The following is a 22,271-nucleotide window of genomic DNA, read 5'->3' as shown; positions in this document are numbered from 1 at the left end:
TATCATACTTCCATGATGCGTTTGCTTTCGTCAGAGCCTACAGAAAGCTGTTTCCAGTCAAGGTCTTCTTGCAATTCAAGATATTGCGTTGGGCCGATCTGGTCCGTCTTGTGCAACTCGGCAAGGTGCTCTCGTTGCGCGATGATCGCAGCTTTGATCATTTTTCGGCGTCTCGACAACGGAGAACCCTCTAGCAAATCTGGCGTTGCTTTCCGGTGCTCGAGATAAATAGCGCGAATGGCTTCTGCCTCTGGCCCCTTTTCATTCTCCAAGCGACGGAATGCCGCTTCCGCCAGCGACCTTCGGGCAGTTTCGAGTTCCTCTCGGGCCTCCTTTTCCCTGCCAAGCTTGAGAAGGGAAATCATCGGTGCCAAGGTTGCTCCCTGAATGACAAGTGTTGAGAGGACCACAGCGAAGGCTGTGAGCACCAGCAAATCACGCTCGGGAAAATCTGCCGGTAGCGCAAATGCAGTCGCCAGCGTGACCAGTCCACGCATGCCCGACCAGCCGACCAATAGGGTTTCGCCCGCCGTAAACGGTGCCGAACGCTTCCCCTGCCGGTTAGGGAAGGCAGACGCAGCATGCAGCAGGAAGGCGATAGCAAGACGCGTTACGATAACGGCGGCAACAACGACTGCGGCAAAATACACGGCGCGTTCCAGTTGCTCGGATGGCATCGCCTGGACGATGCGGCGAGCCTGCAGGCCCATCAAAAGAAAAGCGACCACATTCAAAAGAAAGACGACCGTTGTCCAGACTGCGAAGGAATGAACACGCATGCGCGGCGAGTTATCGACCTTCTCAAGCGCGGCGATCGTCATGGCGCTCGCCACCGTTGCCAGAACGGCAGACAGATGTAGATGCTCGGCAATGAGCCAGGTCGAGAAGGCATAAACAAACTGTAACAGAGTGCCGCCCACAGTGTTCTCCGTCAGTGGCCTGAGCCGGGATACCAAAAACCCGAAGACGATGCCGAAGACAATTCCGCCCGGCACCGCCAGACCAAGTTGAACCGCGACTGCGCCATTTATGCCTCCCTGTGCTTGCATCGTCAGCGCCGCGCCAAAGAGCAAGAGAGCCGTCGCATCATTGAAAAGGCTTTCGCCTTTCAGGAGCGTGTCGACGCGTCTAGACACTGGAAGGCTGGAAAGAACCGCCGTTGCTGCCGCTGCATCCGGCGGAGCGACAATGGCACCCAGCGTGAATGCCACCGCCAATGGAAGCCCGGCCATTTCAACGCCGACCAACGTTACGACGCAGGTGGTAATGAGAACAGCGAAGATCGCGTAGAAGATTAGCGGTAGCAGCATTCGGCGCGCCGCGCCCACGGGAAAATCATAGGCTGAATCGATCAAGACAGGCGCGATGAAGAGAGCCAGTGCCGTGGGCGGGTCGATGGGGATCGTGGGCGCTCCGGGCAGGAGAGCCACAGCCACACCGGCAGCGGCGAGAATGCCGGGATAAGGCAAGTGCATTCGCCGCGTGACTTGAAGAAGCAACATAGCAATCGCCAGCAATGCAATAATGGTCTCAAAGAAAGTCATCGCCATGACACTCCAATGCTTTCGAGCGCGTTGAAAGAGCTAGATGCTGCATGTAAAGGTGTTTAACATGAAGGATAAGCGTGAGAAATAATCATGGCGCTGGATTATGACGTTGCTGTTATCGGTGCGGGAGCGGCCGGTATTGCAGCGGCTCGAAAACTGACGAGCGCCGGACGTTCTGTCGTTATTCTCGAAGCCAGCAATCGCATTGGCGGGCGCGCATGGACGATCGGCCTGTGCGGAATGCCGCTGGATCTCGGTTGCGGCTGGCTCCACTCCGCCAAACGCAATCCGCTTTCACAAGTCGGTCGCGAGACGGGATTTTCCATCGACCGCACGATATCCGCCTGGCAGAGCCAATGGCACGATCTTGGCTTCTCCAAGGCTGAACGATTTGCCGCGCGATCAGCGTGGGAAGCGTTCAATGAGCGGATCAGACGCGATCCCCCTGAGACGGACCGGGCTTCGGATGCACTCGATCCTGACGGCGAATGGAACCAATATTGCCAGTCGCTCAGCGCTTATCTCAACGGCGCGCCCTTGGAGCAACTCTCGATCCACGATTTTCTCGCTTATGACGACGCAGCCACTGATGATAACTGGCGTGTGAAGGAAGGATATGGGAGCCTGATTACAAGCTGCCTCCCAACGGATGCCGCCGTGCATTTGTCGACGCCAGTTCGACGCGTGGCGCTGACTGGGGACGGTGTGCGTGTCGAGACAGATCGCAACGCGTTGTTGGCAAGCGCGGTGATTGTCACGGCATCCACCAATGTGCTCGCGCGAGGCATGATCTCATTCGATCGAGAAGTGGATGACCATTTGCAGGCGGCGACCCAATTGCCGCTTGGGCTTGCAGACAAATTGTTCATCAGGCTTGAGGGTCACCATGGTCTGGAACCGGAGACCCATCTGCTGGGCAACCCTCGCGACTCGTCAACTGGCAGCTATTATATCAGGCCAATGGGTCGACAGCTGATTGAAGGCTTTTATGGGGGCGAAGGCGCTGCGCGTCTGGAGACCGCAGGTCTCATGGATGCTTTTGCATTCGCATCAGACGAGCTTGCATCGCTCATCGGAAATCGCATCAGATCTCATTTGAAGCCTTTGATCGCCTCCACCTGGTGCGCGATGGACTGGATACACGGCTCCTACAGCCATGCAGTTCCCGGTGCCTCGCAAGCGCGTATTTTACTTGCGCAACCAGTGGAAGACCGGTTGTTTTTCGCCGGCGAAGCGACACATCCTCAGGACTTCTCCACGGCTCATGGTGCGTGGGACAGTGGACTGCGTGCCGCCGGTGAGGTTCTTGCGGTCATGACATCTTAGCAAATAAAGGGCAAACGGCAGTATTTTGGTAATGACAGACAGACAACAGATCGAAGCAATCATTAAACGACATGCTCCATGCGACGGCACGTTCGAAACCAAGCTGCCGGGTCTGAGGCTGATACGCTGTTCCACGCCGACGCTTCCAATGCCTGTCATTTATGAACCGGCACTTTGCCTCGTCGCACAGGGACGAAAGCGTGCAACACTTGGAGCAAGAAGCTTCGTCTATGACAGCGCCAATTATCTTATCGCTTCGGTTGATCTTCCAGTCATGGGAGCGGTTATAGAGGCTTCTCCGGAAAAACCTTATCTTTCAATGCAGCTTGACCTCGATACCGCTGAACTGGCTGACCTGACGGTTCGGTATCCTTCGAACGAGCGACCGTCAGGACGCAACCCGGCGGGACTTCTGCTCAATGAGGTTGATCCCGGCATCATTGATGCCGCAACGCGTCTTTTGAAGTTACTAGACACTCCTCAGGACATCGACGCCCTTGCACCGCTGGCAAAACGCGAAATTCTCTATCGGCTTATCACGGGCGCTTCAGGTCATGACGTGCGCCGGATCGCGCATGCGGGCACGCACCTTACGCAGATAGCGAGAGCGATCCTGTGGATCCGCGAACACTACCGGGAGCAATGTCCGGTAGAGACAGCCGCCGAAGTTGCCGGTATGAGTCGCTCGACCTTTTATACCCACTTTAAAGCGATCACCAATATGAGCCCACTGGAATTCAGAACCCAGTTACGGCTCCAGGAAGCGCGCCGACTTATGCTCAGTGACGGGCTCGACGCAGCGACTGCTGGATTTCAGGTTGGTTATGGCAGCCCATCGCAATTCTCCAGAGAATATACGAGGGTCTTCGGCATGCCGCCCGCAACACACATCAATAGTCTGCGGCAGTTTTAAGCCCAGCGTTACAATTCCTCTGGAACACTGAGCGACGCAGCGGCATCGTGACCTATGATATCTGCCGCAATGAATGGATTGGCGGATGGTCTGGATGCTGGCCGCCCAAGAAGTTGGTAACGCTGAAACGACTTCACGAAATGGTCGAAGGCGGCTCGGATGCGGCCAACCTTGAGAAGATTCTCATGTGCGACGATCCAGACGTCAAGTTTGTGAATATCGACATCCGGCAATATTCTGATCAAGTTGGGATCCGTTTCTCCCAGAGGGGTCTGCAGCACTCCAATTCCGATCCCCTGTCTAAGTGCGGCGACTTGCGCGGGATGGCTGTCGCTCTTGAAGACGAAGTTGCTGGAGGTTGACGTCAGACCAAGAGACACCGCAAGAGCCCAATCTGCACGGTTTCGGTCTGGACCGATAAGGTCGTGATCTCCAAGTTCCATAAGGTTCTTTGGCACGCCGTGTCTGTGGACATAAGACGTGGATGCGTAGAGCCCAAGAGGAATATTCGCCGCCTTACGTGCAACCAGAGCGCCTTGCGTTGGAGTATAGGTGCGAATTGCGAGATCAACTTCTCGTGTCAACAAATCGGCAGACACGTCGCTCAGTACCAGCTCGATCCGGAGATCTGGGTGTTCGATCCTTAGATCAGCGAGCATCTTCGGAAGCACTTCAGTACCCATGATTTCCGGTACGCTCATCCGGACGACGCCGGAAACCCCGCCGCTCGAAGCCGCCTCCCGACGGAAGGAGTGAGACGCATGGGCCATCGCCGTGACCGGTCTTCTAAGGCTTTCTGCCAGTTCCGTAGGGATTAGGCCCGTCGTAGAGCGAACAAACAAGACCGCACCAAGAGCGCTCTCCAGCACCTCTATTCTGGACCGAACCGTTGGATGAGAAACCGCCAGTTTACGCGCGGCCGCTGCAAAGCTGCCGGCCTCCAGAACAGCCAGAAAAACGCGTTGATCATCCCAGGAAATTTCATCGCTCATAAAGTTTTCTACAGCTCCTGAAGGAAAAACGGAATCCTCATCCGCCCCGGTATCTTTAGATTTTTGCTGTGGTCCACACACAGCATCATGGTTTGCCACCTACGCCACCGACCTGGTCCGTGAAAGTCATCGTTGGAAATTTCGGAGGATTCGCCAAGTTTCCCGGACAATCATTTTATCGATCGGCTCGGGGTGGTGACTACTGTTGATTGCGGGAAGGTGAACATTGCAAGCACTAACCAAAAGTTGTGCTTGATGCATATGCAACATTTTAGTTGGCCGGCTTAAATCGCCGGATGCAATCATGAAGGGAGATACATGTGACAGATACTGAGGACCAGGCACCCGGCCTTACTCGTCGGCAATTTCATCAAGTTGTCGGGACAGGCGTGGCGGCAACATGGATGACGTTTGTCACCCCCTTGGAGTCGGACGCTGCACAACCGGCATCAAAAACCCGGAATTTGGTGAGCCTGACTGTCAACGGTCAGAAGCATGATCTTCAGCTTGATCCTCGTACAACGCTTCTCGATATGCTTCGAGAGCACCTCGCATTGACCGGGACAAAGAAGGGTTGCGATCATGGCCAGTGTGGCGCCTGTACCGCGATTGTGGATGGTCGGCGCATCAATTCGTGCCTGAGCCTGGCAGCTATGCACGACGGCAGTGAGATAGTCACGATTGAAGGCCTGGCATCGGCAGACAGTCTGCATCCAATGCAGAGCGCATTCATCGAGCATGATGGTTTCCAGTGCGGTTACTGTACGCCCGGCCAGATATTGTCAGCCGTCGGAGTGCTTGACGAGCTGGCTGCCGGTTTCCCCAGCGCGGTCACGGCGGATCTGAATGCCGCACCCGATAGCAGTGCGATGGAAATCCGTGAGCGGATGAGCGGCAACATCTGTCGTTGCGCGGCTTACCCCAACATCATTGCGGCAATTCTCGATGCAAAAGGAACACGCGCATGAGGGACTTCATCTATCACCGTGCCCGTTCAATCGATGATGCCATGTCTCTTCTAGGCACAAATCCAGACGCAAAATTACTGGCTGGCGGCACAAATTTGCTGGACCTCATGAAGCTTCAGATCGAAACGCCGCCCCACCTCATTGACGTCAATCACCTTGGTCTGGACGGAATTGAGGTCACCGAGGCTGGTGGACTCTGGATCGGCGCGACAGTCCGTAATGCCGACCTTGCCTCTCATCCCGCTGTGCGGAGTGATTACGGCGTCCTGACGCGCGCACTGGTTTCAGGGGCCTCCGGCCAACTGCGCAATCGAGCGACGACAGCAGGTAATTTGATGCAGCGTACACGCTGTCCCTATTTCTACGGCACGACCATGGCCTGCAACAAGAGAGAACCCGGCTCAGGATGCGATGCGATCAACGGACTGTCAGCCAACCTTGCCATTCTCGGCACGAGTGCATCATGCATCGCAACGCACCCATCGGACATGGCCGTTGCCTTGCGCGCGCTGGATGCGTCAGTCGTTGTGACGGGACCAGACGGCGAACGCAAAATTGCGATCAGCGATTTTCACAGACTGCCCGATGAGACACCACATATTGAGACAAATCTGAAGGCTAGGGAGATCATAACCAAAGTCGAGCTTCCCGCCCCCATCAGCGGCAAACACGTCTATCGCAAGGTACGCGAGCGAGCCAGTTACGCATTTGCGACCGTATCCGTCGCACTGATCGCGCAGATCAACGGCAACGAAGTCGCCATCGAACGGCTGGCATTCGGCGGCCTCGCTGCAAAGCCATGGCGTGTCGAAGCTGCCGAAAACCGAGGGTTCGGCCGCCCTGAAAATGTCGCTCGGGACGCCGCGTCCGCGGCTCTCGAAGGGGCAAATCCAACTGAGCATAACAGATACAAGATTGAGCTGGCGCAGCGTGCTCTGCACTCCGCCTTGATTGATGCACAGGAGCAGAAATAATGATCCGTCTCGATACTGATAGCACGGACACACGCATCGTCGGCAAACCCGTCAGCCGACTGGACGGCGTAAAAAAGGTAACAGGCGCTGCAACTTACGCCTATGAGCACGCCCCGGCCCTAAAGGCTTTGGTTGGCGTCTTTGCGACTTCCAGCATAGGACAAGGCGAAATCCTGGACATTGACGTGACGGCGGCTGAAAAGATGGAAGGGGTTCGCCGGATCATCACCTATAAAAACTGTATTCCACAGGGTAAGCTGGATACATCAAACGCCAATTTTACGACCCGGGCACGGCCCATCCTGTCGAGCAACACGATAAACCATTATGGTGAACCCGTCGCTCTGGTGGTTGCAGACACCTTCGAACAGGCGAGAGATGCGGCCCGCGCCGTAAAGCCCTTGTATAAGCCTGGCCAAGGGAATTTCGCCTACTCTCCAGAGAGCGAAATTGTCGATGAGGAAATGGCTGCGGCCGGCTTTGTCGGCACGACCAGAGTTGGTGATTTCGACACCGGCTTCGCAGGGTCCACTGTACAGGTCGATGCGAGCTTTGAAACCGCGATGCAACTGTCGCAACCCATGGAGCCGCATGCGACGCTGGCGTGGTGGGACGGCGAGACTCTCAATCTCGTCACCAGTCATCAGACGATAACCAATATTCAGACATCCCTGGAGGCTGCTTTCGGATTGTCGAAAGAGCGGCTGGTCATCTCCGCGCCGTTCGTCGGGGGTGGGTTTGGTTCGAAACTTGCCGTACACGCTGACCTGATGGGTGCTGCCGTTGCCGCCAAAATGTCAGGACACCCGGTGAAGGTTTCGTTGACCCGGCAACAGATGTTCGGCCTCACAGGTCTTCGCCCATGGCAACAGCAACGGGTTCGGCTGGGTGCGAGCGCCGATGGTCGCCTCGCGGCAATAGGCCATGAGGCCCTGATTTACTCCAATCGTAACGATCCGTTTGTCGAGCAGACCGCCACCGTGACACGATCTCTCTATGCTGCTCCTCATCGCTTGACACGTCATCAATCGTTTCATCTCGACCTGCCGAACGGCGAGGCTGTTCGCGCGCCCGGCGAAATGACAGGTTTGCTCGCTGTTGAAATAGCGATGGACGAGCTTGCCGAAAAACTGTCGATCGATCCGGTCGAATTGCGCCTTCTGAACGATACGACATCCGATCCGGAGACGGGCGTCCCACTGACCGGGCGCGACCTTGGCGAATGTCTTCGTACCGGCGCGCAACGGTTTGGTTGGTCGGAGCGTGGCGCGAAACCGGGTGAGCGGCGTGATGGCCAGTGGCTGATCGGAATGGGCGTCGCTTCGGCCATTCGCTTTCACTTTCAAGGGTCAGCAGAAGTCGAGGTCGCCATAAGGCCAAACGGCAGGATAGAGGTCAGGTCAGACCTGACCGACATCGGCACGGGTAGCTACACGATTCTTGCCCAGATCGCTGCCGAACTTCTTGGGCAGCAGGTTGAGGACATTGACGTTACCTTGGCGCATTCAAGCCTGCCACCCGGCGGAGGTTCAGGAGGATCATGGGGTGCACCAAACACGGCGACAGCCCTGCATCGTGCGTGTCTCTCCCTTCTGGAGCGCGCAGGAGTTTCACCAGGCCCGAATTTTATAGCAGATGTTTTGAAGGCAAATCCCTCAGGACTGATGGCAACAGGCACAATTGCATCTTCTGCCAATACCGCAGACTGGGAAGCAAAGTCGCGTCACACATACGGTGCCCACTTTATCGAGGTCGGCGTTCATTCTTTAACAGGCGAAGTCCGGATTCGACGTATGCTCGGCGTGTTCTCCGCTGGCCGTATTCTTAATCCTAAAACAGCCAGATCTCAGCTTTTGGGAGGGATGATATGGGGCGTTTCGGCAGCCATTCGTGAAGCTGCCGAAATTGATACACGTTACGGAAACATCGTGAATGGAGATTTGGCGGAATATCTGGTGCCGGTCCACGCAGATATTCCCGACATTGATGTCATCCTGATCGACAGACCGGACCTGGACGCAAATCCGGTGGGCGTCAAAGGCGTGGGAGAACTGGGGAATTGCGGATCATCCGCTGCCCTTGCCAACGCTATTTATAACGCCTGTGGCGCCAGAGTTCACAAATTTCCAATCCGGCTGGCAAGCCTGCTGCCCGCGCTTCACCAGCATTGATAGCGCCGGAGGCAATATGACCATGGCACGACAGCATGCCATGGCTAGAAGAAACTCGTTTTTATACACGGGGCACGCCGCGACACCATCGGATGCCGTGGCGCGCCTGCATGAAGCGGCGGATGAAAGAGTGCATTTTGCGGAAGACAGCCACACTGTTTGAAATTCTAAAATACCACCGGAAAACCGCTTTCGTGCTGGCAGCGAGCTTTGTGGCACTTTTCATAGCTGGCACCGCTTTGACGCTCGTCATACCGGAACTCCGACCAGGTGGGCTCGGAGCGCTTCGAAATGGCGGCGAATCCGGCAGTCTCGGTTGGCTCATATCGTCGGCATATTCCGAAGGGAATATTCCGTATGCCATGGCTGTAACATTCCTCGTCAATCTGATGTGGGCGTGCTTCTTACAGACGACTTTACCGACCTTTATCGTGCCCTATCTCGGTGTCTTGGTCACGGGCCTTCGCTTTCTGCTTTGGGGAATTCTCTTCACGCCTGTCGGTGCGAATGATCAATCAATCTTCATTCATTACATCACGCTTTTTCTGGAAGGATTTGCGTACGCACTTGCGGCTTTGGCGGCCTGGATCCATAGCAGAATGTTTCTTAGACCCGGTCTTTATGGACTGCAAAGTCATATTCAGGGTTACAAAGCGGGCTTAGTGGCAACCGCCAAGATTTACATCATCATTATTCCCGCCTTGATCATGGCAGCAGCATACGAGGCGATATCTGTTATCGGGTTCATAGCGCAATGATGGCTCAGTCTGCCGCAGCTAACCGCTCTACCACAGCCATATCCCGCGGTCGCGGTGTCGCAGGCGATACAAAATGATAGGAGCGCAATCTGACATAAGCTTTAAGCTTTAAACCATAACTGCATTCCTTCGCTTTGTGCTAAACAAGCACTCGAACGGATAACGGCAGATGGGACTTCCCCTTTTATCCCGCGTTGCGTTCCCCGAAATATGCGTCTCTCCCAGAGTTCGGATTTCACATGGCAAATCTATTTCGCATCATCACAAGGCGCGGCGCAAACAAGTCAATCAGACTGGTCAATCGGGGTACAGCACATGTTGAAGGACAAGTAACAGGCGCTGGCGAGATATGCCTTGGTCAAGCTTGGAAAGGTCTTCCGGCAGAGCCTACGCAGCTCATTATAAAACCCGACGGACAGCTCCATCTCAATGGTCGCTTCGATGTCTATAGCGGCTGCACGATCGGCATTCAAAGCGGGGCGAAGCTTACATTGGGGAGTGGTTTTACAAATCGTAACAGCTGGATATCCTGCGGCCATGAAATAACGATTGGCGAGCAGGTTTTCATCGCCGATCAGGTTATAATCCGCGATTGGGATGGCCACACAATCGTCGGACGCCCTAACGCCGCACCCATTACAATCGGAAATCACGTCTGGATCGGGATGCGTTCCATGATCCTCAAAGGGGTCACCATCGGCGACGGCGCTGTGATAGCTGCCGGAGCGGTCGTGGTGAAAGATGTTCCGGCGGGTTCCGTCGTTGCAGGCAACCCCGCGAAAGTCGTCAAAAACGATGTCTCTTGGGTACCGTAAGGGCCAGCGGGCACACGCCCGCACGACTGTCTAGTATCTGGCAGCGTGCGGCGATCGCGGGGTGCCTTACACCCGGTCATCATCCATCAGTCGAAACAGTGAGAGCTTTCCACGCCTCGATTTCCTGTTGCAACCGGTCGATCCGCTCCGTTACGTGCTTGAGAGCATCGCTTCCCAGAAGAAGTTGCGGCGGAGGGCTATCGGATTCGATGAGGGTGAGTACGGCGGCGGCCAGCTTTTCAGGATCACCAAGTTGGTTGCCACTCACGGCCTGTCTGGCCTTGCGGATCGGATCAAATAGACTGTCGTAATCTGCAATCGACCTCTCCGTTCGTATCATCGAGCGCCCTGCCCAATCCGTTCGGAAGGAACCGGGGCAAAGTGTCGTAACGTGAACACCAAAAGGTGCCATTTCCGAGCGCATGACTTCGGAAATACCTTGGAGTGCGAATTTGCTGCCGCAGTAATACGCGATGCCCGGCATGGTGATCATGCCGCCCATCGATGTGACGTTGACGATAAAGCCACGGCGTCGCTCCCGGAACCTGGGAAGAAATGCTTTGGCCACCGCAACCGCTCCAAAAACATTGACGTCAAACTGACGTCGCATCTCATCGATCGGCGACTCTTCGAGTACACCCTCGTGACCGTAACCGGCATTGTTTATCAGCACGTCAACGGGTCCGTACTTGTCCTCGGCTTGCCTGACGACCTCTGGAATACGATCGAATTCGGTCACGTCGCAAATGACCGTGTGCAGTGCCGGAAGGGACTTTGCCATCGCTTCACGAGAGCTTTGGGAGCGGACTGTCCCAATGACTTCGTGACCGGCCTGGACTGCGGCGGTAGCGATCGCCAATCCGAAGCCTGAATTTGCTCCAGTGATGAAGAATGTCCTGGCTACCATTGTTTGAAACTCCTTGATTGCTTGTGGACGTGACAGATAATATGAGAACCTTGGAAGAACGATCTTGGAAACTATCAGGTTGTTGCCAAATCCTATTTATGACGACAGAAGAGCGTCCATGAAGAACCAGCTTGTCGAATTGGCCGGACAACTCGCTCCTCGCCACGGGTACAACCCGACAGCCCTTCCTACGGTCCGTATTCTGAGAACCGAGACTGTGCTTCGCGACATTCCGGTGCTCTATAATCCAGGGGCCGTATTCGTCTTACAGGGAAGCAAGCAAGGCCTCCTCGAAGGAGATATCTACCTCTATGATGAGGACCACTATCTTGCCGTATCGGTCCCGGTTCCCTTTCGGATGACGTCGACTGCCAGTCCGCAGCGGCCTTTGCTGGCGATCTATCTGGAGTTCGATATGCAAATGGCGGCCGAAATCGCCATGCAGATTGAAAAACACGCAGGTCCGGCAACGACACTGCCCAAAGGCCTCACATCAAGCAGAATGGGCGATGACATCGAGGATGTCCTGTTACGCCTGTTGATTGCACTCGGCAGCGCGGTTGATATCGCAGTGCTTGGAGCCTCAATCCTGCGCGAACTGCATTATCGGGTCATGGTTGGACCGCAAGGCGCTGCAGTCGTTGCAGCCCTTCAGCGAAAAGGCACGTCCGGAAAATTGGTCCAGAGCCTGGTGTGGATACGCGAGAACTACGGTTCCGACATCGCTGTAGCGGACCTGGCAAAAGACGTGGGTATGAGCGTTCCCTCCTATCACATGCATTTCAAGAAGCTGACCGGATCGAGCCCGATTCAATATTTGAAAGCATTGCGGCTTCACGAGGCAAGACTGATGATCGCTCGCCAAAGCGGGACAATCGCGCAAGTGGCTATATCGGTCGGTTACGTAAGTCCGGCGCAGTTCAGCCGTGACTTCAAACGGCATTTCGGGCGAACAGCATCGGAAGAAGTGAAGTGGGTTCGGCATCATCTGGGAGAGCAGGCCTGATGACGCCTAGACAAGATATAGGTGGCGCAGCGTCATCAACCGGTCACGACGGATCGTTTCAAGGTCGTTTACGCCACAGGCGATTGCAGAGTTCCCTACAAAGCCAGCTTCGCAGAACTTGCAGCGCAGCTATTCCCTGTTCAGAGTTTGACGCGGTCTATGATTTCGTAATAAGCGTGGAAATCGAGCCATTCGATGCCAGAAACAACCCGGCCGTCGCGCATGTCCATGATGTACATGTATTCGTTGCGGTAGGGAGCACCATCAATAGCGGTTGTTGCACTCTTGATGCGGGCAAACACCTTGTCGCCATCGGCCCACGTTCCTACGACCGTGATGGTTAGCGGTGACGCAAACCGCGCAAAAAGCGCCTCTTCCGCTTTCGAGAAAAGTTCTTCTTTGCTGTGATACGTTCCTGCGATCGGACCGTGGCCTGCCAGTGTCCACTCAACGTCGTCTACAAAAATCTCGAAAAATTTTGCAAAGTCATGAGACGAACCCGTAAGAGCGTTGTTCACGATGTTCAAGTTCGATTGCTCGGTCTGTGAATAAGGCAATGTTCATCCTTTCTTGACTTAGGATCATGGAGTGCCGCGCGGGATAAACGTCCCAAAGTGGCGTCATGTGTGGGCTGCTTAGGCTGGAAACATTTCATTTCCTCGTTTACCTCAATGCAAGCCTGCTTCGGCGGTCTCGAATAAACTTTGGTTGATCACAAGGGCGCTAAACCTTGCGGATCGCTAAAAATGCTTAAATGTTCAAACCGGATACGCGTGCTAGCGTGTTGAGGTCGACAAGGTCTTCAAGGCCGAGTGGCAATAAACCGCCAGTCTGAAACAGCAGCCAGACGATGAGGCTCTGCGCGTATTGAGTAATCCCGACTGTCTACGATTGATCGCAGATCGGCGAAGCTTCTATACCGGACAACTACGATGTCGTCCCATTGCTCTTGTTCTCGTGGAAACACTGTCTTGAGCTGCCTGCCCGCATAGACCAGTTCTACGGGTATACCCAGGCTGGCTGCGATATCGCGGAATTCACCCGCGTAGCCTTCATAATATGCAGCCCGAGCCGTTGCCCTCTTGTCTTGGAAGTCATCGGGATAAGAAGGGCGATCCCTGAAAGAAAGCAGATTTATCATCACAACGGGTTCATCGCCGATCACGCGACCAGCCTCAGTCAGGCCATCAGGCGAAAATTCAAGTTCGTTCATAATTCAAACTTTCTGACATTATTTGTAATTTTGTCAGATTTTGACATTTTTTGTCGAGATGTCAAGATACCTTATGCGCAACAGAATCGATAAGACAGATGACATTCTGCGAGGGGCAGAAGACGTGTTCGTTCGGTATGGCTTCGCTCGCACCACAATGAGCGACATCGCCACAGCAGCCGGCATCTCCCGGCCCGCACTCTATCTTTTGTTTCCAGACAAGGAGGCGATATTCGGCAGGGTTATCGAACAAATGGATGAACGTTCGCTGGCCCGGATAAGAGCTGCCGTGGCCGAGATTGAGCCCATAGACCAGAAGCTGTTACACGCCTGTCTGGTATGGGGAGCGCATGGTGTCGAACTCGCGGAAGCATTTCCTGACGCCGCAGACCTCTTTGATCTTCGCTTTCCTGCCGTGCGCCAGGTGTACTCACGGTTTCAGCTGTTGATTGTCGATCTCATCAACGAAAACGTGGACCCGTGGCCTTTGCCTATCAGCCGCGAAGACTACGCATTGACACTCACCTACGGAATGCGAGGCCTCCGCTACGCTGCTGAAGATGTCAAGGACATGAGGCGTTTGATTGAAGCACACGTCACAATCTACGGCATGCCGCTCAGAAAATGACTTTCAACGCATCCATGATAAGAAACTGAAGACATGCGTCACCTGACACATGGGGTGATAGACCTCAGGAACGCCAACGATGACTGTTTCTCCCAATAAAGGCGTCTGCCGAACTCGGCTCTCTCCCAGTCAAAGCGAGCACACCGTCCGTCACTCGGTCTTCGTTCCCCTCCTCTATCCACTTGTCCATTGAGGCAAGCGTTTGCGCGTAGTCTTTATCCAACCCACCAGCCTGATATCTTTCGGCCAGTTGGTCGACATCAAGATTTACATGCCGGATGGTACGACCAAGAATGCCGCTCAGCTTGGAAGCAACATCCGCGTAGGACAAGGTTTCAGGGCCGGTCAGAATGAAATCTCTGTTCCAGGATTGGTCTTCGAGCAAGGCGCTGACAGCAGCACGTGCAATATCGGCTGCGTCAATGAAACCAACCCGGCCCGCTCCGGTTGCAGAGTAAATGGCATTTTCCTGCCGGACGGTGTTCTGGTGCTGCTCGCCCGAAAAGTTCTGCAAGAACCAGGTGGGGCGCAAAACAGTCCACTCGGGAACGTTGCCTGCAAGATACGCGTGGACCTGCCCCATCATCGGTCCACCTGCCTCCAACGATGACGCGCTAAGGAGGACAAAGCGCCGGACACCGGAAGAGCGTGCAATATCGAGGAGCGGCAGTACGATTGCGCCATGGTCACTCGTATTCGTCGGGGCGACAATGTAGACTGCATCCACCCCATCGAAAGTTCTGCGGGCACTTTCCGGCTTCTGCCAGTCGAATAGAACCTCGCTTTCGCGAGACGGATTGCGCGTGCCTATCTTCGGAACGATCCCACGCTCTCTCAGGCCTTCGGCAACCAATCGTCCGGTCGTACCAGTGCCACCTGTCACGAGAATCTTCGTTGATGTATCGCTCGGCATTAGTGGGACTCCGTCGTAGCAGGTGAAGTTTTCGTTGCCGAGAGAAGCACAAGCGGGTTCCAGTAGTCGCGATAGCGCGTGATAAGACCGCTCTTCAACTCGACCACCGAGACGTAAACCTGATCATAGCGCGCGCCTGTCTCGTTGGAATATCCCTTGCAGCTGAATTCGATTGCGGCTGCGTCGGAACCAACGGCGATCATCACCCGGCTTAGGCTCATCGATTCAATTGTCAACAAGTCGGCGACCGTCGGAAGATAGGCCTCGAGTGCCGCCTTGCCGACAAGACGCTCGGTAAATCCATCAGGCGCGTAGGGGAATTCGAAAACGATATCGTCATCACACATATCGAGAAACGATGTCGCCTTAGCAGAAATCAGATCGCCGAGAGCCTGTCGCAAAAGAGATGACAGGCTTGGGAAGGCGTCAATGTTATTGGTCATCGTGCTTTACTCCAAATGAATGGAACGCTATCGTTCCGTCCAACATACATGGAGCGCCCTGGATGGAACGCAAGAGTATCGACGAAGAAAATCGACGCAAACCCAGCGGTGCTGCAATTATGCGCACCGATCTCACCGAGGCATTGGTTCGGGCTTTCTTTGAAGATTGGGCCACCTATGGTTACGGCGGAATAAGCCTTGAGCGGGTCGCAGCGCGCGCAGGTGCTGGCAAAGCGGCGATCTACCGCCGCTGGCCATCTAAGCTTGCAATGGCATCCGAGGCGATAGAGAACCTTGGTATGAAGCTTACCGATGTCTCCGCCAGAGGCAGTTTGATCGAAGAGCTCGAAGCTTACTTGCTCATGATGAGGCGTGCGCTCCGTCATCGGCTCGTGCGCAGAATTTTGCCTGATCTTTATGCGGAAGCCGCTCGCGACAGCGAACTCGTCGTCGCCTTGAAGAGGCTTGCTCAGGCTCGTCGCGCTGCGGGGTCTGCGATCATCGAACGGGCGATCGCACGTGGCGAGCTCAATGCAAACGTCGACATTGAAATGGCGTTGGATATGATCCCCTCAGCCCTTTATTGGCGCATGATTGTGACAAAGCGTTCGATGAGCCGGGTTCAAATCCAGCGACAAGCGAATGCCCTGAACGCTGCAATAAAACTTCTCTGACGTTGCAAAGATGAAAAAGCGACACTGCCGATGAGGCCTGACTGCTGCGCGTAGAAGAGCAAGAGTGTCGGAACGAGTTCTTGATGCTTGATGTTACTGGAAAAACGAGGACCTCACCATGCCCCACGTCGATACCGACAATCTACGGATCAATTTCATCGAGACCGGTGCGAAACACGGCAGACCGGTTTTGTTGTTACACGGTTGGCCTGACGACGCTACGACGTGGTATGGTGTGTCGGAGCGACTTGCTGGCCACGACCTGCGATTGATTGCACCTTATCTTCGAGGATATGGCGGCAGTGTCTTCCGTAATCCCGATGCTATGCGAACAGCCAACGGAGGCATCCTGGCCATGGATGCGATTGCTCTGATGGATGGTCTGGGAATCGACACCTTTTCGGTAGCAGGACATGATTGGGGATCGAATGTTGCCGAAGGCCTCGCCGTCGGATGGCCTGAGCGGGTGCAGAAAATGGCGCTGCTGTCTTCACTTCCCCGGATGGGGGGACTGAGAACACCGACATTCCAGCAGGCACAAAGGTACTGGTATCATTGGCTCATGGCGACGAAGCGTGGAGCCGAAGCGATTGCTGAGGATCCACAAGGCTTCGCTCGCATCCAATGGGAAAACTGGGGGCCTGAAGGCTGGTTTGATGAGACCACATTCAATGAAGTATCGAAATCCTTCGAAAATCCAGACTGGGTCGCAGTTACGCTTCACAGCTACCGAGCCAGGTGGGGAGAGGCGGACATTGATCCGGCGAGCCAGTGGCTGGAGGACAGGATCAGGGAAACTAAATCGCTGTCCTTGCCAACAATCTATATCCAGGGTCTGGAGGACGGCGTGAACCCGCCTGAACTGTCTGAACGTCTGCACGAAAAGTTTTCCGGGCCATTCCAGCGTATCGCTTTGCAAAACGTCGGCCATTTTCCGCAGCGTGAAGATCCGGAAGCAGTTGCACGGGAGCTTGCAATTTTTCTCAGCAGCAACTGACCAAATGCCTCTCGGCGTTATACCGCATGCTAGCCAGGAGTAGAGATTTTCTGATGAAGTTAGAATGTGCAAAGGCAGGATTGCGCATCACGCACTGAGAAATACTGGATCGATGGATACGTGCAAAACCTCCGACCTCGACCACGTATCTCGAATATTCATATATCGCTCAAAAAGGCGCAGGACGGTTGTTTCGGCTTTCCGCGCGAACTTCTCTACCGCCTTTTCTTTGATGATATTGATTTAAGGCGTTTTCCAAGTTTTCAACAGCATGCCCACAAACTTCTCTGCGGCAGGAGATAAGACGCTGCTGCGTCTTTGAACGATCCCGATCGTTCTTGAGACGACAGGTTCAACGATTGGGCGTGACACAAGAAATGGGTGGTCCTCCTGTGGAGTCGCCAGCCGGGGTAAAACGGAAATCCCCAAACCCGCCTCAACGAGCCCCAATGACGTGTTGAGATGAGTGACCTCATAGGTCCAGTTCAGCTTTAGATTGTCCCTAGCGAGTGCTCCGTCAAGCAGCGTTCTGTTACCGCTCGAACGATCTACGACCACGAGCGGATATGGCTCTAGCTGATTCCATTGAATGGTCTCGTATTTGGCTAAAGGATGATCCTTCCTCATAGCGAGCACGAAGGGATCTTCGATTAGCGGCTCGAACGACAGATCGGGATCCGAATTTCCCATGAGGTTGATTCCAAACTCTACCTCACCCCGCGCTACGGCCTGAAGACCCTCGTTCGCCGTAAGATCGCGGATTCGAAGGCGAATGTGGGGATATTGTTCGCTGAATTTACGGATGACAATTGGAAGAAAATAGAAAGCCGCAGTCGGAACACAGGCCATGGTAATGAGCCCGCGCCGTTGCGTTCCGTCTTTCAGCGCGAATAGGGAGCCATCAAATTCCTCGAGCATACGCCTGACAAGCGGCATCACTTCCTGGCCCATAGCGGTAGGAGCCACATGACGCGTTGTCCGCTCCAACAGCGGCGCGCCGATGGATTGTTCCAGTTTCTGGATGCGCCGTGTCAGCGCTGGCTGTGAAATGTGAAGAGCATCTGCAGCTCTGTGAAAACTCTCAAATTCAACCACAGCCTGAAACGCGCGAAGATCCAGAATTTCACAATTGATGCTCATATCGCAATAAACCTCCAAAACGTTGCATTTAACAAATAACGTTGTCTTGCTCATATTGCAACAACACGATGGATTGATCCATCAAATGCAAGATTGAGGCGACTATGAATGACCTTCAAAAGATACCTTGTGTGCTGATGCGTGGCGGGACCTCTCGGGGGCCGTTTTTCCTTTCTTCTGACCTTCCTCGCGATCAGGCTCAGAAAGACGCGGCCCTTTTGTCCATTATGGGTTCCGGCCATCCGCTTCAGATTGACGGCATTGGCGGCGGAAATCCCGTTACCTCGAAAGTGGCTATCATCGGTCGCTCGAACGTAAAAGGTGCCGATATCGACTACCTTTTCGCTCAGGTCCGTACAGACCGCCAATATGTCGATTATTCGCCCAATTGCGGGAACATGTTGGCTGCAGTCGGTCCGTTTGCCATCGAAGCCGGGCTTGTCCAGGGCCAGGGGAAAGATACACTCGTTCGTATCCACAACGTGAATACCGGCAAGTTGATAGAAGCGAAGGTCCCGACCCATGGAAACGAGGTCATTTATTTAGGTGATGCGTCAATTGATGGTGTTCCGGGTCTGGCTGCTCCCATCGCGCTGACGTTCATGGATGCCGCAGGCGCCAAAACGGGCAAGCTTCTGCCTACCGGTAAACCTGTCGATATGATGGATGGGGTCGCCATAACGGCAATAGACTGCGCAATGCCCATGGTGCTCCTGCGCGCTGCAGATATCGGTTTAAGCGGTTACGAAGATCCTAAGGAGTTGACCGCAAACCATGAACTGATTGAACGTTTGACCCGCATACGCATCAAGGCAGGTGAACTCATGGGGATGGGTGACGTAACCGACATGGTCATTCCAAAGCCGGTTTTGATATCCCCTGCCCGCAAAGGCGGAACCCTGTCGGTGCGATATTTCATGCCCAACGAATGCCACCCTGCGCTGGCAACGACCGGTGCTGTGGGCATAGCCACGGCGGCAGTGACCCCGGGAACAGTAGCATTTGAACAGGCCGGCAAACCCGCTGTACCGACCCAGATACAGATCGAGCATCCGGCAGGTCGTCTCGATGTTCAACTCGAGATGAGAAACGGCGCGATCACGGCTGGTCTTGTGAGGACAGCCCGCCGCCTTTTCGAAGGATACGTTTTCGCAAAACCTGCCGCTGCAATTGAAAACGCAGCCTGAACGACGCCAGATTGGCAAATTATCTAAACAAAAGGGAGGAAACCTCAATGCGTAAATATCTACTTGCGGCGGCGGCACTTTGTGCACTTACAGCGTCTGCAAATGCCGAATCCGTCAGGATGAGTGTCGGATCCTATAATCTCAACAATCTGCCGTTCCCCGTGGCTGCGAGCCTCGGTTATTACAAGGACGAAGGTCTGGACGTCACGACAGAGAACTTTGCCCAAGGTGGTTCCAAGGTTTTGCAGGCACTTGTTGCCGGGTCAACAGATGTGGCAGTCGGCTTCTACGATCACACGATCCAGATGCAGTCGCAAAACAAGCATGTCGTCGGGTTCGTCATGCTTGCACGTAACTCCGGGCTCGTTCTTGCAGGAACCAACGACACAGATTTCGACCCTGCAAAGCCTGAAACGATCAAGGGCAAAAAAGTCGGCATTACCTCACCTGGCTCATCGTCGGACTTCTTCATTCGCTATTATCTGAAGCAACACAATCTGAGTGAAAGTGATATTTCCATCATTGGTGTCGGTTCCGGTGCAGCAGCCGTCGCCGCTTTGCAGCAGGGGAAGATCGATCTGCTCGTCAACTACGATCCTGCCGCAACGATTGTTGTGGAGCGTGGATTGGGCAAGATTCTGATCGATGCACGCAGCGACCAAGGTGCAAAGGACGTATACGGCGGCATCTATCCGACGTCCGTTCTCTATGCCACTCAGGACTACATCGATGCACATCCCGAGGTCATCCAAAAGGTGACGAACGCCACCGTCAAGGCATTGCACTGGATGAAGGCGCATTCAGCTGAAGAGATCGTAGAGAAGCTCCCTGACGACTTCGTATCCGGCGACAAGCAGACTTACATCAAGGCAGTGGAAGCTGCAAAGGCCATCTTTTCGGAAGACGGCAAGTTCGTGCAGGGTGATCTGGAAACGCCTTTGGCTGTCTTGAAAAGCTTCAACGACGCCGTCGCCAAGGCCACGATCGATCTCAACACCACTTACACCAACAAGTTCGTCGAGGCCACGGCTTCGAAGCCGGCAAACTGAGGGTATGTCAATGTCTTCGACAATCAGAAAGTTAAAGCCTGTGGCAGATTCTCAAACCAACCCGATGGTAACAATAGATGACGTCACCATGGCGTTTGGTTCGTTTGTTGCCGTTCAGGACGTCAATCTTAACGTGGGCGATGGAGAGTTTCTCTCCATTGTCGGGCCGACCGGTTGCGGGAAATCAACCATCCTCAACGCGATCGCCGGTTTGTTGAAGCCAGCGAAAGGTGCCGTTGCTATCGACGGCGCTGCCGTCAACGGCGTTCAAAACAACATCGGCTATCTCTTCCAGCAGGACGCTCTCCTTCCGTGGAAAACGGCGTATCAAAACGTCGAACTAGGCCTCATGTTCAGGGGAGTGCCAGAGGCAGAGCGACGCGGCAAGGTACTGGCATGGCTCGAAAAAGTTGGCCTGAAAGGTTTTGAAGCACGCTTTCCTCACCAGCTTTCCGGTGGTCAGCGCAAGCGTGTGCAGATGGCACAGGCGCTGATTACCGAACCAAAGGTCATTTTGATGGATGAGCCGTTTTCAGCGCTCGACATCCACACGAGACACCTGATGCAGAACGAACTTCTAAGGCTTTGGCAGGAAGACCGTAGAGCAGTGGTGATGATCACGCACGACCTCGAAGAAGCCATTGCGTTGGGCGACCGTGTCGTGGTCCTCGCAGCAGGTCCAAAGAGCCGGGTAATCGAAAGTTTCCCCGTCGATCTGGAGCGTCCGCGCAACGTTGCGGAAATCAAACTCGATCCGAAATTCATGACTCTGTACCGCGACATCTGGGCATCCCTGCGCGGCGAAGTGGAGAAAAGCTATGCAAGCCGTTAACATTCGCCTTATCCAAGTGGCACTTCTCGTTGTCATCCTGGGCGGCTGGCAGCTTGGCGTCTCCACCGGTGTGATTGATCGCTTCTTCTTCCCCGCCCCATTCGACATCGTCAAACAGGTCGTGACATGGATTGCAGACGCCGGTTTCTATAAGCATGTTGGAATCACGCTGAGCGAGACTGTCCTCGGTTATCTCATTGGCACAGGCCTCGGTGTGGCGGCAGGCGTATGGCTTGGACTGAGCCCATTCGTCGCACGCGTGCTTGACCCTTTCATCAAGGCCGTCAACGCAATTCCGCGCGTTGTCCTAGCGCCGATCTTCGTCCTGTGGCTGGGGTTAGGCCTCTGGTCGAAGGTTGCTCTTGCAGTGACGCTCGTATTCTTCGTCACCTTCTTCAACGCCATGCAGGGTGTGAAGGAAGTGAACCCGGTCGTTTTATCGAATGCTCGCATTCTGGGCGCAAAACGCTCCGACCTATTGCGCCACGTCTACTTCCCTGCTGCGGCAAGCTGGATCCTGTCTTCGCTTCGCACCTCTGTCGGCTTTGCCGTCGTTGGCGCAATCATCGGTGAGTATTTGGGGGCGTCTGCCGGTCTCGGCTACCTTATCGCCCGCTCAGAGGGCAACTTCGATGCTGTGGGCGTCTTTGCAGGCATTATCATCCTGGCGATGTTCGTCCTCGTCATTGATCTCGTGCTCGATTTTGTCGAGAAGAAATTGATTACATGGCGCCCCAACGCAGGCGAAGAGCGACCTGCATAAACAGCGCAATAGTTACACTTCAGAAGAGGGCGGTCGATTGATCGCCCCTTCCGTT

At 54.6% G+C, this 22,271-nt stretch carries 23 protein-coding genes; 15 read left to right on the top strand and 8 right to left on the bottom strand.

Annotation, left to right across the window (positions count from 1 at the left end):
• Positions 1–2 precede the first annotated feature (2 nt).
• Entirely contained in the window at positions 3–1,544 is a 1,542-nt protein-coding gene (locus ASF29_RS08555) for a cation:proton antiporter (protein WP_062450330.1), read from the bottom strand.
• A 99-nt stretch (positions 1,545–1,643) separates the two neighbouring features.
• Here ASF29_RS08555 and ASF29_RS08550 point away from each other — a divergent pair, with 99 nt between their 5' ends.
• Both ASF29_RS08550 and ASF29_RS08545 read left to right on the top strand, forming a co-directional pair.
• Positions 1,644–2,873 carry an NAD(P)/FAD-dependent oxidoreductase gene (locus ASF29_RS08550; RefSeq protein WP_062450329.1) on the top strand — a complete coding sequence of 410 codons (1,230 nt, stop codon included), beginning with the start codon at positions 1,644–1,646 and terminating at the stop codon, positions 2,871–2,873.
• 31 nt (positions 2,874–2,904) lie between these two features.
• Positions 2,905–3,786: an AraC family transcriptional regulator gene (locus ASF29_RS08545; protein ID WP_062450264.1), complete on the top strand. Its 882-nt coding sequence runs from the start codon at positions 2,905–2,907 to the stop codon at positions 3,784–3,786.
• Between the two features lie 8 nt (positions 3,787–3,794).
• On the opposite strand, the gene ASF29_RS08540 is transcribed toward ASF29_RS08545, so the two are convergent.
• Positions 3,795–4,877, bottom strand: a complete 1,083-nt coding sequence (locus tag ASF29_RS08540; RefSeq protein ID WP_244473519.1) for a LysR family transcriptional regulator — start codon at positions 4,875–4,877, stop codon at positions 3,795–3,797.
• Between the two features lie 305 nt (positions 4,878–5,182).
• Here ASF29_RS08540 and ASF29_RS08535 point away from each other — a divergent pair, with 305 nt between their 5' ends.
• The 5 genes from ASF29_RS08535 to ASF29_RS25030 all read left to right on the top strand — a co-directional run bounded on the left by ASF29_RS08535 (position 5,183) and on the right by ASF29_RS25030 (position 10,464).
• Positions 5,183–5,746: a 2Fe-2S iron-sulfur cluster-binding protein gene (locus ASF29_RS08535; RefSeq protein ID WP_062450263.1), complete on the top strand. Its 564-nt coding sequence runs from the start codon at positions 5,183–5,185 to the stop codon at positions 5,744–5,746.
• Entirely contained in the window at positions 5,743–6,720 is a 978-nt protein-coding gene (locus ASF29_RS08530) for a xanthine dehydrogenase family protein subunit M (RefSeq protein WP_062450262.1), read from the top strand. The genes ASF29_RS08535 and ASF29_RS08530 overlap by 4 nt, the downstream gene beginning before the upstream one ends.
• The gene (locus ASF29_RS08525; RefSeq protein ID WP_062450261.1) at positions 6,720–8,891 is read left to right on the top strand and encodes a xanthine dehydrogenase family protein molybdopterin-binding subunit; all 2,172 of its coding nucleotides are present in this window, start codon (positions 6,720–6,722) and stop codon (positions 8,889–8,891) included. The genes ASF29_RS08530 and ASF29_RS08525 overlap by 1 nt, the downstream gene beginning before the upstream one ends.
• 110 nt (positions 8,892–9,001) lie before the next feature.
• Positions 9,002–9,649, top strand: a complete 648-nt coding sequence (locus ASF29_RS08520) for a hypothetical protein (protein ID WP_156462577.1) — start codon at positions 9,002–9,004, stop codon at positions 9,647–9,649.
• Between the two features lie 239 nt (positions 9,650–9,888).
• The gene (locus ASF29_RS25030; protein WP_082453425.1) at positions 9,889–10,464 is read left to right on the top strand and encodes an acyltransferase; all 576 of its coding nucleotides are present in this window, start codon (positions 9,889–9,891) and stop codon (positions 10,462–10,464) included.
• Positions 10,465–10,543: 79 nt separating this feature from the next.
• On the opposite strand, the gene ASF29_RS08510 is transcribed toward ASF29_RS25030, so the two are convergent.
• Positions 10,544–11,371: an oxidoreductase gene (locus ASF29_RS08510; RefSeq protein ID WP_062450259.1), complete on the bottom strand. Its 828-nt coding sequence runs from the start codon at positions 11,369–11,371 to the stop codon at positions 10,544–10,546.
• 79 nt (positions 11,372–11,450) lie between these two features.
• Here ASF29_RS08510 and ASF29_RS08505 point away from each other — a divergent pair, with 79 nt between their 5' ends.
• The gene (locus tag ASF29_RS08505; RefSeq protein WP_062450327.1) at positions 11,451–12,377 is read left to right on the top strand and encodes an AraC family transcriptional regulator; all 927 of its coding nucleotides are present in this window, start codon (positions 11,451–11,453) and stop codon (positions 12,375–12,377) included.
• Positions 12,378–12,517: 140 nt separating this feature from the next.
• Here the strand turns inward: ASF29_RS08505 and ASF29_RS08500 are convergent, their stop codons facing one another.
• Together ASF29_RS08500 and ASF29_RS08495 are read right to left on the bottom strand one after the other, a co-directional pair.
• The gene (locus ASF29_RS08500; protein ID WP_062450258.1) at positions 12,518–12,934 is read right to left on the bottom strand and encodes a nuclear transport factor 2 family protein; all 417 of its coding nucleotides are present in this window, start codon (positions 12,932–12,934) and stop codon (positions 12,518–12,520) included.
• A gap of 245 nt (positions 12,935–13,179) precedes the next feature.
• A complete protein-coding gene (locus tag ASF29_RS08495) occupies positions 13,180–13,590 on the bottom strand; it encodes a hypothetical protein (protein WP_062450257.1) in 411 nt (136 codons plus the stop codon).
• A gap of 73 nt (positions 13,591–13,663) precedes the next feature.
• Between ASF29_RS08495 and ASF29_RS08490 the strand changes: the two genes are divergently transcribed.
• Positions 13,664–14,218 carry a TetR/AcrR family transcriptional regulator gene (locus ASF29_RS08490; protein WP_062450256.1) on the top strand — a complete coding sequence of 185 codons (555 nt, stop codon included), beginning with the start codon at positions 13,664–13,666 and terminating at the stop codon, positions 14,216–14,218.
• Between the two features lie 64 nt (positions 14,219–14,282).
• Here the strand turns inward: ASF29_RS08490 and ASF29_RS08485 are convergent, their stop codons facing one another.
• Together ASF29_RS08485 and ASF29_RS08480 are read right to left on the bottom strand one after the other, a co-directional pair.
• Positions 14,283–15,131 carry an ergot alkaloid biosynthesis protein gene (locus tag ASF29_RS08485; protein ID WP_062450255.1) on the bottom strand — a complete coding sequence of 283 codons (849 nt, stop codon included), beginning with the start codon at positions 15,129–15,131 and terminating at the stop codon, positions 14,283–14,285.
• Entirely contained in the window at positions 15,131–15,574 is a 444-nt protein-coding gene (locus ASF29_RS08480) for a nuclear transport factor 2 family protein (RefSeq protein WP_062450254.1), read from the bottom strand. The genes ASF29_RS08485 and ASF29_RS08480 overlap by 1 nt, the downstream gene beginning before the upstream one ends.
• 62 nt (positions 15,575–15,636) lie before the next feature.
• Between ASF29_RS08480 and ASF29_RS08475 the strand changes: the two genes are divergently transcribed.
• Complete coding sequence (locus tag ASF29_RS08475) at positions 15,637–16,248, top strand: TetR-like C-terminal domain-containing protein (RefSeq protein WP_062450253.1); 612 nt, start codon at positions 15,637–15,639, stop codon at positions 16,246–16,248.
• A 118-nt stretch (positions 16,249–16,366) separates the two neighbouring features.
• Complete coding sequence (locus ASF29_RS08470; RefSeq protein ID WP_062450252.1) at positions 16,367–17,245, top strand: alpha/beta hydrolase; 879 nt, start codon at positions 16,367–16,369, stop codon at positions 17,243–17,245.
• 243 nt (positions 17,246–17,488) lie between these two features.
• Here the strand turns inward: ASF29_RS08470 and ASF29_RS08465 are convergent, their stop codons facing one another.
• Positions 17,489–18,385, bottom strand: coding sequence for a LysR family transcriptional regulator (locus tag ASF29_RS08465; protein WP_062450251.1), 897 nt, complete (start codon positions 18,383–18,385; stop codon positions 17,489–17,491).
• Positions 18,386–18,489: 104 nt separating this feature from the next.
• On the opposite strand from ASF29_RS08465, the gene ASF29_RS08460 reads away from it, so the two are divergent.
• From ASF29_RS08460 to ASF29_RS08445, 4 genes are all read left to right on the top strand, one after another.
• Complete coding sequence (locus tag ASF29_RS08460; protein WP_062450250.1) at positions 18,490–19,572, top strand: 4-oxalomesaconate tautomerase; 1,083 nt, start codon at positions 18,490–18,492, stop codon at positions 19,570–19,572.
• A gap of 47 nt (positions 19,573–19,619) precedes the next feature.
• Positions 19,620–20,621: an ABC transporter substrate-binding protein gene (locus ASF29_RS08455; RefSeq protein ID WP_062450249.1), complete on the top strand. Its 1,002-nt coding sequence runs from the start codon at positions 19,620–19,622 to the stop codon at positions 20,619–20,621.
• A gap of 64 nt (positions 20,622–20,685) precedes the next feature.
• Positions 20,686–21,453 (top strand): ABC transporter ATP-binding protein, encoded by a 768-nt coding sequence (locus ASF29_RS08450; RefSeq protein ID WP_062450326.1) that lies wholly within the window; start codon positions 20,686–20,688, stop codon positions 21,451–21,453.
• Positions 21,440–22,216, top strand: a complete 777-nt coding sequence (locus ASF29_RS08445) for an ABC transporter permease (RefSeq protein ID WP_062450248.1) — start codon at positions 21,440–21,442, stop codon at positions 22,214–22,216. The genes ASF29_RS08450 and ASF29_RS08445 overlap by 14 nt, the downstream gene beginning before the upstream one ends.
• The last annotated feature ends 55 nt before the right edge of the window (positions 22,217–22,271 follow it).

This window comes from Rhizobium sp. Leaf262 (genome assembly GCF_001422245.1).
Classification (GTDB): Bacteria; Pseudomonadota; Alphaproteobacteria; order Rhizobiales; family Rhizobiaceae; genus Agrobacterium.
Note: the sequence above shows the minus strand (reverse complement) of the source record. Positions and strands in the feature narration are given on the sequence as shown.

Coding starts and splice junctions, on each gene's coding strand:
- ASF29_RS08555 (WP_062450330.1), bottom strand. CDS start 1,544: ATGACTTTCTTTGAGACCATTATTGCATTGCTGGCGATTGCTATGTTG.
- ASF29_RS08545 (WP_062450264.1), top strand. CDS start 2,905: ATGACAGACAGACAACAGATCGAAGCAATCATTAAACGACATGCTCCA.
- ASF29_RS08535 (WP_062450263.1), top strand. CDS start 5,183: ATGACGTTTGTCACCCCCTTGGAGTCGGACGCTGCACAACCGGCATCA.
- ASF29_RS08530 (WP_062450262.1), top strand. CDS start 5,743: ATGAGGGACTTCATCTATCACCGTGCCCGTTCAATCGATGATGCCATG.
- ASF29_RS08525 (WP_062450261.1), top strand. CDS start 6,720: ATGATCCGTCTCGATACTGATAGCACGGACACACGCATCGTCGGCAAA.
- ASF29_RS08520 (WP_156462577.1), top strand. CDS start 9,002: ATGAAGCGGCGGATGAAAGAGTGCATTTTGCGGAAGACAGCCACACTG.
- ASF29_RS25030 (WP_082453425.1), top strand. CDS start 9,889: ATGGCAAATCTATTTCGCATCATCACAAGGCGCGGCGCAAACAAGTCA.
- ASF29_RS08510 (WP_062450259.1), bottom strand. CDS start 11,371: ATGGTAGCCAGGACATTCTTCATCACTGGAGCAAATTCAGGCTTCGGA.
- ASF29_RS08495 (WP_062450257.1), bottom strand. CDS start 13,590: ATGAACGAACTTGAATTTTCGCCTGATGGCCTGACTGAGGCTGGTCGC.
- ASF29_RS08490 (WP_062450256.1), top strand. CDS start 13,664: ATGCGCAACAGAATCGATAAGACAGATGACATTCTGCGAGGGGCAGAA.
- ASF29_RS08485 (WP_062450255.1), bottom strand. CDS start 15,131: ATGCCGAGCGATACATCAACGAAGATTCTCGTGACAGGTGGCACTGGT.
- ASF29_RS08480 (WP_062450254.1), bottom strand. CDS start 15,574: ATGACCAATAACATTGACGCCTTCCCAAGCCTGTCATCTCTTTTGCGA.
- ASF29_RS08475 (WP_062450253.1), top strand. CDS start 15,637: ATGGAACGCAAGAGTATCGACGAAGAAAATCGACGCAAACCCAGCGGT.
- ASF29_RS08470 (WP_062450252.1), top strand. CDS start 16,367: ATGCCCCACGTCGATACCGACAATCTACGGATCAATTTCATCGAGACC.
- ASF29_RS08465 (WP_062450251.1), bottom strand. CDS start 18,385: ATGAGCATCAATTGTGAAATTCTGGATCTTCGCGCGTTTCAGGCTGTG.
- ASF29_RS08460 (WP_062450250.1), top strand. CDS start 18,490: ATGAATGACCTTCAAAAGATACCTTGTGTGCTGATGCGTGGCGGGACC.
- ASF29_RS08455 (WP_062450249.1), top strand. CDS start 19,620: ATGCGTAAATATCTACTTGCGGCGGCGGCACTTTGTGCACTTACAGCG.
- ASF29_RS08450 (WP_062450326.1), top strand. CDS start 20,686: ATGGTAACAATAGATGACGTCACCATGGCGTTTGGTTCGTTTGTTGCC.
- ASF29_RS08445 (WP_062450248.1), top strand. CDS start 21,440: ATGCAAGCCGTTAACATTCGCCTTATCCAAGTGGCACTTCTCGTTGTC.